Origin of the sequence: Streptomyces sp. SCPE 10 (assembly GCF_051980735.1) — a bacterium.
Lineage (GTDB): Bacteria > Actinomycetota > Actinomycetes > Streptomycetales > Streptomycetaceae > Streptomyces > Streptomyces misionensis.
Map to the genome: position 1 here is coordinate 1,453,225 of NZ_CP197069.1, position 12,175 is coordinate 1,465,399.

Consider the following 12,175-nt stretch of genomic DNA (forward strand, 5'->3'; position numbering starts at 1 on the left):
CAGGACGGCGGGCGAGGCCCACGAGCCCGGTAGCGAAGGATTGCGAACCGATGACCGACGTCGACGCCCCGCGGCTGCCGCGGACGGACCGGCAGGGGCTCGACGCGCGGCTCGTCGTGGACCGCGGGTCCTTCCGCCTCGACATGGCGCTGACGGCGGCGCCCGGGGACGTGGTCGCGCTGCTGGGCCCCAACGGCGCGGGCAAGACCACGGCGCTGCGTGTGCTGGCCGGTCTGGTGCCGCTGACCGAGGGCCGTCTGAGGCTCGACGGCGTCCCGCTGGAACGGGTCCCGCCGGAGTCCCGCCCGGTCGGCGTCGTCTTCCAGGACTACCTGCTCTTCCCGCACCTGTCCGCCCTCGACAACGTGGCCTTCGGGCCGCGCTGCCAGGGCCTGGGCAAGGCGGAGGCCCGGGCAGTGGCCGCGGCCTGGCTGGAGCGCATGGGGCTCGCCGAGCACGCGGGCGCCAAGCCGCGCCGGCTCTCCGGCGGCCAAGCCCAGCGCGTGGCCCTCGCCCGCGCGCTCGCCACCCGGCCCCGGCTGCTCCTGCTGGACGAGCCGTTGGCCGCCCTCGACGCCCGCACCCGGCTGGAGGTCAGGGCCCGGCTGCGGCACCATCTGGCCGAGTTCGAGGCGGTCGCCGTCCTCGTCACGCACGACCCGCTGGACGCCATGGTGCTCGCGGACCGGCTGGTGGTCGTGGAGCACGGCCGGGTCGTCCAGGAGGGCGCCCCCGCCGACATCGCCCGCCGCCCGCGCACGGACTACATCGCCCGGCTCGTCGGCCTGAACCTCTACCAGGGCGAGGCCGCGGGCCACACCGTACGGCTGGACGCCGGGCCGGAGATCACCACCACCGAGGAGCTGTCCGGACCGGCCTTCGTCGCCTTCCCGCCGTCCGCCGTGACCCTCTACCGGGACCGGCCCACCGGCGCCAGCGCCCGCAATCTGTGGCGCTGCGAGGTGGCCGGCCTCGAAACCCACGGCGACCGGATCCGCGCCGACCTCACCGGTGAACTCCCCCTCGCCGCCGACCTCACCACGATGGCCGCGGCCGAGCTGGAACTGCGTCCCGGTGCACCGGTCTGGGCGACAGTCAAAGCGACGCAGACCCACGCGTACCCGGCCTGATCCCTCGGGCGCCTACGGTGGGTGACCATGACCCTGAGCATCCGCAACCAGCTCCCCGGCACCGTCACGGCGGTGCACCCCGGCGAGGCGATGGCCATCGTCGAGGTCCGTCTGGACGGCGGGCAGGACCTGACCGCGGCGATCACCCGGGACGCCGCCGAGGACCTGGCCCTCGCGCCCGGCACGCCGGTGCGCGCCCTGGTGAAGTCGACCGAGGTCTCCCTCGCCACGCACCGCGTGGCGGGCCTGTCGATCCGCAACCAGCTCCCCGGCGCCATCACCCGTCTGACCACCGGCGCCGTCATGGCCACCGTGCGCATCGCCGTCCCCGGCGGCGAGCTGACCGCGGCCGTCACCAAGGAGGCGGCCGCCGACCTCGGCCTGTTCGTGGGCTCCGACGTGGTGGCGCTGGTCAAGGCGACCGAAGTGGCACTGGCGACCGCATAGGGCGAGGGCCCCGCCCGGACATCCGGACGGGGCCCTCGGGGCGCGCGGTTCGCCGCGGACCGGTCAGTCCTCGTACGCGTCCAGCGGCGGGCAGGAGCAGACCAGGTTGCGGTCGCCGAAGGCCTGGTCGATGCGGCGCACCGGCGGCCAGTACTTGTCGGCCACCGACACACCGGCCGGGAAGACGGCCTCCTCGCGGCTGTAGGCATGCGTCCACTCGCCGCCGAGCGCACCCGCGGTGTGCGGCGCGTTGTGCAGCGGGTTGTCGTCCGCCGGCCAGACGCCGGAGCCGACCTTCTCGATCTCCGCGCGAATCGCGATCATCGCGTCGCAGAACCGGTCCAGCTCGGTGATGTCCTCGGACTCGGTGGGCTCGATCATCAGCGTGCCGGCCACCGGGAACGACATGGTCGGCGCGTGGAAGCCGTAGTCGATCAGGCGCTTGGCCACGTCGTCCACGCTCACGCCGGTGGCCTTGGTCAGCGGGCGCAGGTCGATGATGCACTCGTGCGCGACCAGGCCGCCGGGGCCGGTGTAGAGCACCGGGTAGTGCGGCTCCAGCCGCTTGGCGATGTAGTTGGCGGACAGCACGGCCACCTGGGTGGCCCGCTTGAGGCCCTCGCCGCCCATCAGGCGGACGTACGCCCAGGAGATCGGCAGGATGCCCGCCGAGCCCCACGGCGCCGCCGAGACCGGGCCCACGCCCGTCTCCGGGCCCGCCGCCGGCTGCAACGGGTGGTTGGGCAGGTACGGCGCCAGGTGCGAGCGGACCGCCACCGGGCCGACGCCGGGACCGCCGCCGCCGTGCGGGATGCAGAACGTCTTGTGCAGGTTGAGGTGCGAGACGTCGCCGCCGAAGTGGCCCGGCTTGGCGAGGCCCACCAGCGCGTTGAGGTTGGCGCCGTCGACGTACACCTGGCCGCCGGCCTCGTGCACCCGGGCGCAGATGTCGGCGACGTGCTCCTCGAACACACCGTGCGTGGACGGGTAGGTGATCATCAGCACCGCCAGCTCGTCGCGGTACTGCTCGATCTTGGCCCGCAGGTCCTCGACGTCGATCTCGCCGTCCTCGGCGGTCTTGACGACGACGACCTTCATGCCGGCCATCGCGGCGCTGGCGGCGTTGGTGCCGTGCGCGGAGGACGGGATGAGGCAGACCGTGCGGCCCTCGTCGCCATTGGCGCGGTGGTAGCCGCGGACCGCCAGCAGACCGGCCAGCTCGCCCTGGGAGCCGGCGTTGGGCTGGAGGGAGACCTTGTCGTAGCCGGTGACCTCGGCCAGGCGGTCCTCCAGCTCGCGGATGAGCGTGAGGTAGCCCTCGGCCTGCTCGGCGGGCGCGAAGGGGTGCAGCGCGCCGAACTCCGGCCAGGTGACCGGCTCCATCTCGGTGGTCGCGTTGAGCTTCATGGTGCAGGAGCCCAGCGGGATCATGCCGCGGTCGAGCGCGTAGTCACGGTCGGCCAGCTTGCGCAGGTAGCGCAGCATGGCGGTCTCGGAGCGGTGCTGGTGGAAGACCGGGTGGGTGAGGTAGTCGACGCCGCGCAGCAGCGCCTCGGGCAGCGCGTCGGCGGCGCTCGCGTCCAGCGCCTCGATGTCGGCCTCGACGCCGAAGGCGGACCAGACGGCGGCCAGGTGCGCCCGCGTGGTGGTCTCGTCGCAGGCCATGGAGACGTGGTCGGCGTCGACGAGGCGCAGGTTGACGCCGTTGTCCCGGGCGGCGGCGACGATCTCGGCGGCCTTGCCGGGCACCCGGGCGGTGACGGTGTCGAAGAACGCGCCGTGCACCAGCTCCACGCCGCCGGCCTTCAGGCCCTCGGCGAGGATCGCGGCGTACCGGTGGGTGCGCCGGGCGATCGTCCGCAGGCCCTCGGGACCGTGGTAGACGGCGTACATGCCGGCCATGACGGCGAGCAGCACCTGCGCGGTACAGATGTTGCTGGTGGCCTTCTCGCGGCGGATGTGCTGCTCGCGGGTCTGCAGGGCCAGCCGGTAGGCCTTGTTGCCGTCGGCGTCGACGGACACGCCGACCAGGCGGCCGGGCAGGCTGCGGGCGAACTTCTCGTGCACCGCCATGTAGCCCGCGTGCGGCCCGCCGAAGCCCATCGGGACGCCGAAGCGCTGGGTGGTGCCGACGGCGATGTCCGCGCCCAGCTCGCCCGGGGAGGTCAGCAGGGTGAGGGCGAGCAGATCGGCGGCGACGGTGACCAGGGCGCCCAGCTCGTGGGCCTGCTCGATCAGCGGCTTGATGTCGCGTACGGCACCGGAGGCGCCCGGGTACTGGACCAGCACGCCGTTGATGTCCCGGGCGGCGATGTCGGCCGGGATGCCCTCGCTGAGGTCGGCGACGACGACCTCGACGCCGGTCGGCTCGGCGCGGGTCTGGATCACGGCGACGGTCTGCGGCAGGGCGTCCGCGTCGACCAGGAACAGGCCCTTCTTGTTCTTGCCCATGCGCCGGGACAGCGCCATGGCCTCGGCGGCGGCCGTGCCCTCGTCCAGCAGGGAGGCGCCCGAGGTGGGCAGGCCGGTCAGGTCGGCGACCATGGTCTGGAAGTTCAGCAGGGCCTCCAGGCGGCCCTGGGAGATCTCCGGCTGGTAGGGCGTGTAGGCCGTGTACCAGGAGGGGTTCTCCATGACGTTGCGCAGGATGACCGGCGGGGTGAAGGTGCCGTGGTAGCCCAGGCCGATCATGGAGCCGAGGACCTGGTTGCGGTCGGCGAGCGAGCGCAGCTCGGCGAGCACCTCGGCCTCGGTGCGGGCGCCCGGCAGGTCGAGCGCGTCGGCGTTCTTGATCACATCCGGGACCGCGGCGGCGGTCAGCTCGTCCAGGGAGCCGTAGCCGACCTGCGCGAGCATCTTGGCCCGCGCTTCCTGGTCGGGGCCGATGTGGCGCTGTTCGAAGGGGATGCCCGCTTCGAGCTCGGAGAGCGGAATGCGATGGGCGGTCATTGCGGAGGCCTCCTGGTCTGACGCGACCTTCGAAGGGCACCACGGCGCGGGTGCCCCGACGGCCTCCCCCTCTGTCATCTCGACCTGAGAGCTTCACCGGACGCCTCGCGGCGCCGGCTTTCACCGTCGGTGAGGGCGGGAGCCGTCGACACCCGCCCTGCTTTCCAGAGTGACCTCGTCCGTGCGGTACGTGGGCCTGAGAGATTCCGGGGAGGATTTGCTCCTTCGGCGCCTCCGAGGTGGTCGGAGGACTCTCCCGCACGGGGTCAGCAGCCGCAATCAGCCTACCAGCGAGGTCAACGGCCGGTTCCTCAAGTGGCCGCCGCGGTGAAAGTGCTCTTTCGTAGTGCTTACGGATGAGTTGCGACCACGTGGAGGGAGAGGGACCGTGCAGACCGACATCGATCCGCGCAACCTGATCGGCCGCAAGGCGTTCGACCGCACCGGTACGAAGATCGGCACGATCGACGAGGTGTATCTGGACGATGCGACCGGCGTGCCCGAGTGGGCGGCCATACGCACCGGCCTCTTCTCCCGGGACGCCTTCGTCCCCCTGGAACCCAGCGAACTCGTCGACGGCACCCTGCACGTCCCCTTCGACCGTTCCCTGATCAAGGACGCCCCCGACTTCGGCGTGGGCCGCCACCTCTCCCCCGAACAGGAACTCCAGCTCTACCACCACTACGGCCTGGACGTGCCCCCGCCGACGGCGGCCCCGGACCACGACTTCGGCAAACTGGCGGGCTCAGAGGAGACCTGACTTCGGCTGCCCCCGCCCGGCGGGCACCGGCACCAGGGGGAGGGGGTCGGCCGGCCGCAGCGCGGGGTCGGTGACGAGGAAGGTCCGTACCCGGCCGGGATCCGACTGAGGGGTCTCGAACCGCACCGTCACCCGGCCCACGCCGCTGCCCTGCACCCACCCGTGGCCGAACTCGTCGTGCCGTACGTCCTGGCCGGCCCGCCAGTGCGGGGCGGCGGGCTCGGGCGCCGCGGCCGACTCGGTCACCGGCTCCTCGGGCGACTCCTCATCCGAGGGCTTGGCCGCCTGGGCGAACAGGTCCTCCTGGGTGTAGTCGGCGAGCCCGGTGACGCCCACCCCGAGCAGCCGCACCCCGCCCGTGGTGTCCACGGAGTCCAGCAGCCGCCCGGCGGCCTCCCGGACGACCTCCGGATCGTCGGTGGGACCCCGCAGCGTCTCGGAGCGGGTCAGCGTCGAGAAGTCGTAGCGCCGCACCTTCAGGACGATCGTCCGCCCGGACAGCCCCGCCTCGCGCAGCCGCCGCACGCAGCGGTCGGCGAGCCGCCGCACCTCGAACCCGATCCGCGGCCGGTCGTGGATGTCCACGTCGTACGTGTCCTCGACCGACACCGACTTGGCCTCCCGCTCGGCCACCACCGGCCGCTCGTCCCGGGCCAGGGCCATGGCGTACAGCGCCTGTCCGTGCGCCTTGCCGAGCAGCCGTACGAGCTCGGCCTCGCCCGCCTCGGCCAGTTCCTCCACCGTGGTGATCCCGGCCCGCCGCAGATGGTCCCCGGTGGCCGGCCCCACCCCCGGCAGGGTGCGCACCGGCATCGGTCCCAGCAGCGCCCGCTCGGTGCCCGGCTCGATGAGCACCAGCCCGTCCGGCTTGGCCTCCTCGGACGCGATCTTCGCGAGCATCTTGGAGGCGGCGAGCCCCACCGACCCGGCGAGCCCGGTGGCCGCGCGGATGTCCGCGCGCAGCTTGAGGCCGGTTCGCCGCGCCGACTCCGCGTCCCATGCCGTTCCCCCGGCCGCCAGGTCCACGAACGCCTCGTCCAGGCTCAGCGGTTCCACCAGCGGCGACAGCTCCCGCAGCAGCGCCATCACCTGGTCGCTGACCGCGCGGTAGAGGGGGAAACGCGGCACCAGATAGGCGGCGTTGGGTGCCAGCCGGCGCGCCTGCGCCATCGGCATCGCCGAGTGCACCCCGAAGACCCGTGCCTCGTAGGAGGCGGTGGCGACCACCCCGCGCGGCCCGAGCCCGCCCACCACGACCGCCTTCCCGCGCAGGCTCGGCTTGGACGCCTGCTCCACCGAGGCGTAGAAGGCATCCATGTCGAGATGCAGGATCGTGGGCGCGTTTCTCACGTCTCCGATGCTGCACCACGGCACTGACAATGCCCATGTGCCGCGAAGGGGCCGGTCAGACCGCCCGGTTGCGGCGCCGCGCCAGCTCGTCCGCTGGGTTGTGCCCGACGAGCGTCTCGCCGGTGTCGATGCGTTCGCCGTGCAGCTGGGACAGGGCGCTCTCCACGTCCCGCCACACCACGCCGACCGCGATCCCGAAGATGCCCTGGCCGCCCTGGAGCAGGGCGTGGACCTCGTCCGGCGAGCCGCACTCGTAGACGGTGGCGCCGTCGCTCATCAGCGTCATCCGCTCCAGGTCGCGGAAGCCGCGCTCCCTGAGGTGCTGCACGGCCGAGCGGATGTTCTGCAGCGAGACCCCGGTGTCCAGGAACCGCTTGACGATCTTCAGGACCACGACGTCCCGGAAGCTGTACAGACGCTGGGTGCCCGACCCGTACGCGGGCCGCACGCTCGGCTCGACCAGGCCGGTGCGCGCCCAGTAGTCGAGCTGTCGATAGGTGATGCCGGCCGCCGCACAGGCCGTGGGCCCCCGGTAGCCGATCTCTTCGGACGTCATGGACGCCGCCCCTCCGCCGCTCGGCACCGCCGTCGGCCGCTGCGGAGCGTGATCCACCGCGCTGCTGTGAACCGGGTACGGACCGCTCTCCCCGAAACCGCGCACAGGAGCACCCCCAGCCGTACCGTCGCCGCTGGTTCTCACGCCGACCTCCGTCCTTGACCTGCCTTCTCGACGGTAGGCAGTCACCAGGGGTGCGTCAACGATCGCCACACTCGGCACGCCGAGTGATAATCACCCAAGGAGTGGTTTCCCGTGTCCCACCGCGGGGAAAGGCTAGCCGAATGCCCTCGCGGGAACCCGTAGGACGCTCTCAATCGCCGGTGGCAATTGCCCCGGGAGCGGGCGGCGACGAGCCCGGACCGGCCGCCGGATCGCCCGGTCACCCGGCCTCGGGAGGCCTCACTGGTTGCTGGTTCCGAAGTCCTCGGGCGAGATCTGGTCGAGGAACTCGCGGAACTTCTCCACCTCGTCCTCCTGCTCGTCCGGAATGGCGATGCCCGCGTCATCCAGCACCGTGTCGCTGCCGTAGATCGGCGTCCCGGTGCGCAGGGCCAGCGCTATGGCATCGGAGGGGCGGGCGCTGACCTCGACTCCGCTGGCGAAGACCAGCTCCGCGTAGAAGACACCTTCCCGCAGGTCGGTGATGCGTACCTCGGTCAGCTCCTGACCGAGGGCCTCCAGCACGTCCTTGAACAGGTCATGGGTCAGCGGCCTGGCCGGGGCCATGCCCTGCTGGGCGAAGGCGATCGCCGTCGCCTCCCCCGGCCCGATCCAGATGGGGAGGTAGCGGTCGCCCCCCACTTCGCGCAGGAGCACGATCGGTTGGTTGGAGGGCATTTCGACCCGGACACCTACGACATCGAGCTCGTTCACACAGCAACCCTAGGCCGTGCCCGGGACGTTTGGGTAGTCGGGCCGGGCACAGCAGCCCGATCCGGCCCCCTCGAACGCCCCCGCATCAGGGCAGACGCACCCCGAGGGCGGTCTTCACCAGGGACGCGTGCAGCTTCATGGTGAGCGCCGCCAGCTCCTTGGTGCGGGCCTCGGCGAGCGCTCTGGTCTGCGGATTGCGGTGGCGCTTGAGCGGGGCCACCACCTGGTCGACCAGCCCGGCCTCCCGGTCGGCGGCCGCCTTCATCACCCGCAGATGGCGGGGCTCGATCCCGAAGCGCCCCAGCTCCGCGACGAGGGTGGCCACGGTGACGGCCTCCGCGTCGTACGATCCGTCGGCCAGCGGCACCAGGAGCCCGTACGACTCCCACTCCGCCAGCTCGGCCTCGCCGATGTCCGCGGCCGCCAGCAAGTCGGCCCGGCCGACCCGGGCCACCGTGGGCGCCTCCAGCACCTCCAGGGCGTCCTCCCCGCCGCGCTGGCGCCCGACCACGGGCAGCGGGACGGCCTCGCCCCGCTCCATGGCGTCCAGGTGCTCACGGATCACCTTGAGCGGCAGATAGTGGTCCCGCTGCATTCTCAGGACGTGTCCGAGGCGCTCGACGTCTCCGGCGCTGAACTTGCGGTACCCCGAAGGGGTCCGCTGCGGCTCGATGAGTCCCTCCGCCTCCAGGAAACGAATCTTGGAGATGGTGACTTCGGGGAACTCCTCGCGCAGCACGTTCAGCACCGTGCCGATGCTCATCAGCCCACTGTCCCTGGCGGCGGTACCGCTTCCGGCACCGCCGCTCGGTGTTTGAAGCATGGACCTTCCCTGGGTTACCCCCGGAGCGTGTCCGGGGGCGGGTCAGATGCCCTGCCGGCTCGCGTAGAACACCAGCCGGTACTTGCCGATCTGCACCTCGTCACCGCTCTGCAGGGCGACCTGGTCGATCGGCTCGCGGTTGACGTAGGTGCCGTTCAGGCTGCCCACGTCGGCGACGGTGAACGAGCCGTCCGGGGAGCGGCGGAACTCCACGTGGCGACGCGAGACGGTCACGTCGTCCAGGAAGATGTCGCTCTGCGGGTGACGGCCGGCCGTGGTCAGGTCGCCGTCCAGCAGGAAGCGGCTGCCCGAGTTCGGGCCACGGCGCACCACCAGCAGGGCCGAGCCCGCCGGGAGCGCCTCCACCGCGGCCTGTGCCTCCGGCGACAGCATCGGAATCTGGCCGGTCGTCTCCGCGTCGTACGCCTCGAGGCCGGAGATCGAGATCGTGGACGTCGTCTCGGAGGCGCGCTCGGGCACGGCTCCGGGACGCAGCGGCGCACCACAGTTGGAACAGAAGCGGGCGTTCTCCGCGTTGCGGTTACCGCACCTCGTACACACCAGGGCCGACATGGACGGATCCTCCTGCCGCGGCTGTCCTGCCGAGGCGTTGGACGCGTACGGGCCGGGACCAAAGTCTCCACCCGTACTTGAGGTTGACGGTTGCCCGAAACCTATGCCGCCGGACTGGGCAGGGTCAACTGACGGCGCGCCCTGGCCTCCCGAAATGTCACCGCCCGGACCAGCCACCTGGTCCCGGAACAGCGGCCGCTGACCCTGTGCGTCAGGCTGTGCGCGATGGCGAGCGGTCGCGTTGTCGCCGCCCTCTCGCGCGCTCTTGCCGAACCACTTCGCAAACAACTTCACGGGCGATTCCCCTTGACCGAAACAGACCCGCCCGTGGGGCAGGACGAACCCTGATTGCCGACACCGGCCGACCCGGACACCCTCACAACGTCCGTGCCCACCAGACAGTTTCCACCACGCGCCACCTCGTCGGTGCGCCGACCCCCCGCAACCTCATGCCCCTGCCGGAAGGCCCCCATGCACCAGCGGTTCACCGGGAGGACGACCGAGCGTAGTCAGGCTGCTTCGCCTGTCGCAAGGCGTCCACGACGATCTTGCCCGACTGTGCGACGGAGACCGTGGCCTGCTCCTTCTCCAGAGTCTGCACCACGCCCCCCGGGATGTTCAGCGCCGGTTCGAGGTCCTGCGGCTTGCCGATGACCTTGAAACGATAAGGGGCGTTGATCTTGTTCCCGTCCACGCTCACGCTCTTGCCCGCGTCCGCGAAATAGGTGTTCGCCACCACGCGTACGCCGTTGACCTGGATCGCCTCCGCGCCGGCCGCGCGCAGCTCCTGGATGGTGTCGAGCAGCATGTCGGACTGGACCGTCCCCTTCGTGTCCTCGATCGTCATGGTGATGCCGGGACCCTGAGCCGCCACGGTGCCCGCCAGGATGCCGAGTTGCCTCTCCTTCTCGGCGGTCTGCCGGCGTGCCTCCGCGGCCTGGTCGGAGCTGCTCTGGAGCTCCTGGCGCTGCTTCTCGAGTCCCTGCCTCTCGTCTTCAAGACGCTGAGTACGCGAATCCAGTTCATCCAGGATGCGAACAAGATCTTCTTGGCGTGCGCCGCGCAGCGCGCTGTCGGTGTCGCTGTTCGACGCCACCTGGACGGCCAGGCCGAAGCCGAGGCCGAACAGCAGGAGGGCCACTATGAGTTGGGGCCGGGTCAGGCGCGGCGGCCACAGTCCCTTGAGCAGCCGCTGACGGCCGGTCAGCGGTTCCTGGGGGCGCGGACCCGGTGTCGGTCCGGCGCCGGGCGGTGGGGCGGGCACCTCGGCCGGCAACTCCTTGCGCAGCCGGTTCTCCGGCCGCTCGCCCTGCTCGCCGGGGCGGTTGGGCTCCTCGTTGCCGCCGCTCCGCCCGTGGAAGTTCTCGTCCTCGCGGTCGTACTGGTCGCTCATCGCCTCACGCCCGGAAGACATGCCGTCGGATCGCCGCGGCGTTGGAGAAGATCCGGATGCCGAGGACGACGACGACACCCGTGGACAGCTGCGCACCCACGCCCAACTTGTCGCCGAGGAACACGATCAGGGCCGCCACGACCACGTTGGACAGGAACGACACCACGAAGACCTTGTCGTCGAAGATGCCGTCCAGCATGGCCCGCAGGCCACCGAAGACGGCGTCCAGCGCCGCGACCACGGCGATCGGCAGATAAGGCTCCACGACCGCCGGAACCTCGGGCCGGACCAACAGGCCGGCCACGACTCCCACGACGAGGCCCAGTACGGCGATCACGATGTGCCCTTCTTCGTCTTCTCGGTGTTCTCGGTGTTGCCGCCGTCCCCGGTGGCCGGCTTGGCCGTGCGTACGATCACGCTCGGCGCCGCGGGCAACCGGACGTCGCGCTGGGTGGAGATGGTGGCGCGGATGCCGTAGTTCTGCTCCAGGGCGTGCAGGTACAGGCCGTCCGCACCGTTCTGGAAGTCACTGCTCAGCCGGGGCCCGTCCCCCACCGCGAGCACGGTGTACGGCGGCACCAGCGGCCGGTTGTCGACCAGTATCGCGTCTCCGGCGGCCCGGATCGCCGACAGGGCGGTCAGCCGCTGCCCGTTGATGGAGACGGCCTCGGCGCCGGACTGCCACAGCCCGTTGACGACGCGCTGGAGGTCGCGGTCGCGCACCCGGCCGGTGTCGGAGAACCCCGCCGTCTCCCTGGGGTTGGAGCCGTCGCCACCGGAGCTGGCCTCCTTGGCGTCGTTGACGACCAGCTTGACGCCCGGGCCGTGCACCTCGGTGGCGCCGGACAGCATGCCCACCAGGTCCGCCTCGGCGCTGCCCCCGCTCGACCGCAGCGCCGCCCGCTGGCGCGCGCTGACGTCGTCACGGAGTTTGTCGACGCTGCCCTGGAGCCTGTCCGCGTCCGCGGTCTCCTTGTCGACGCGGTCGATCAGCTCCTGGCGTTCCTTGGCCACCACGGGCGCCGCCACGCGGGCCTGGGCCGCTCCCACGGTCACGACCAGGGCCGCGAGCACCAGTCCGCCCGCCAGGCCGAGCTTCGCCCTCAGGGTCTTCGGCAGGCCGCCCTCGCCCTGGGACTTCTTCCGGGCGGCGGCCTCGGCGTACCCGTCGTCGAGGCTGTGGTCCATGACGTTGGTGATCAACGACATGGAGGCGTCCGGGCGGCGCGGCCGCGCGGGGCTGCTCCGAACGGGGGGTTGCTGCGGCATGCCGCACATCGTCGCACGTCGTGCGCGATACCTCCGAATGGCCCCACCG

Annotated in this window: 10 protein-coding genes, 2 pseudogenes and 1 riboswitch; of the genes and pseudogenes, 3 read left to right on the forward strand and 9 right to left on the reverse strand. The window is 71.7% G+C overall.

Going from position 1 to position 12,175, the window contains the following annotated elements; genetic code table 11:
* The first annotated feature begins 50 nt into the window (after positions 1-50).
* Positions 51-1,130: an ABC transporter ATP-binding protein gene (locus ACSP97_RS06865; RefSeq protein ID WP_355326740.1), complete on the forward strand. Its 1,080-nt coding sequence runs from the start codon at positions 51-53 to the stop codon at positions 1,128-1,130.
* 27 nt (positions 1,131-1,157) lie between these two features.
* On the forward strand, positions 1,158-1,577 hold the full coding sequence (locus ACSP97_RS06870) for a TOBE domain-containing protein (RefSeq protein ID WP_355155252.1): 420 nt from the start codon (positions 1,158-1,160) through the stop codon (positions 1,575-1,577).
* Between the two features lie 63 nt (positions 1,578-1,640).
* Here ACSP97_RS06870 and gcvP read toward each other — a convergent pair whose 3' ends face one another.
* Entirely contained in the window at positions 1,641-4,526 is a 2,886-nt protein-coding gene (gene gcvP, locus ACSP97_RS06875) for an aminomethyl-transferring glycine dehydrogenase (protein WP_355155254.1), read from the reverse strand.
* A 174-nt stretch (positions 4,527-4,700) separates the two neighbouring features.
* A riboswitch (glycine riboswitch) is annotated at positions 4,701-4,795 on the reverse strand.
* 119 nt (positions 4,796-4,914) lie between these two features.
* Between gcvP and ACSP97_RS06880 the strand changes: the two are divergent.
* A pseudogene (locus ACSP97_RS06880) lies at positions 4,915-5,073 on the forward strand (PRC-barrel domain-containing protein); the annotation flags it as partial.
* A 134-nt stretch (positions 5,074-5,207) separates the two neighbouring features.
* On the opposite strand, the pseudogene ACSP97_RS06885 reads toward ACSP97_RS06880, so the two are convergent.
* The 8 genes and pseudogenes from ACSP97_RS06885 to ACSP97_RS06920 form a co-directional block, all read right to left on the reverse strand.
* Positions 5,208-6,636 (reverse strand): annotated as a pseudogene (locus tag ACSP97_RS06885) (DNA polymerase IV).
* Between the two features lie 55 nt (positions 6,637-6,691).
* On the reverse strand, positions 6,692-7,336 hold the full coding sequence (locus ACSP97_RS06890; protein ID WP_146463940.1) for a MerR family transcriptional regulator: 645 nt from the start codon (positions 7,334-7,336) through the stop codon (positions 6,692-6,694).
* Positions 7,337-7,594: 258 nt separating this feature from the next.
* A complete protein-coding gene (locus ACSP97_RS06895) occupies positions 7,595-8,068 on the reverse strand; it encodes a bifunctional nuclease family protein (RefSeq protein WP_070028357.1) in 474 nt (157 codons plus the stop codon).
* A gap of 85 nt (positions 8,069-8,153) precedes the next feature.
* The gene (gene ftsR / locus ACSP97_RS06900; protein WP_355155256.1) at positions 8,154-8,891 is read right to left on the reverse strand and encodes a transcriptional regulator FtsR; all 738 of its coding nucleotides are present in this window, start codon (positions 8,889-8,891) and stop codon (positions 8,154-8,156) included.
* A gap of 42 nt (positions 8,892-8,933) precedes the next feature.
* The gene (locus ACSP97_RS06905) at positions 8,934-9,758 is read right to left on the reverse strand and encodes an FHA domain-containing protein (protein WP_355155258.1); all 825 of its coding nucleotides are present in this window, start codon (positions 9,756-9,758) and stop codon (positions 8,934-8,936) included.
* Positions 9,759-9,948: 190 nt separating this feature from the next.
* Positions 9,949-10,857 carry a DUF881 domain-containing protein gene (locus ACSP97_RS06910; RefSeq protein ID WP_388315636.1) on the reverse strand — a complete coding sequence of 303 codons (909 nt, stop codon included), beginning with the start codon at positions 10,855-10,857 and terminating at the stop codon, positions 9,949-9,951.
* Positions 10,858-10,861: 4 nt separating this feature from the next.
* Entirely contained in the window at positions 10,862-11,194 is a 333-nt protein-coding gene (locus tag ACSP97_RS06915; RefSeq protein WP_003988855.1) for a small basic family protein, read from the reverse strand.
* Complete coding sequence (locus tag ACSP97_RS06920; RefSeq protein WP_355524812.1) at positions 11,191-12,126, reverse strand: DUF881 domain-containing protein; 936 nt, start codon at positions 12,124-12,126, stop codon at positions 11,191-11,193. Before ACSP97_RS06920 ends, ACSP97_RS06915 begins: the two co-directional genes overlap by 4 nt.
* Positions 12,127-12,175 lie beyond the last annotated feature (49 nt).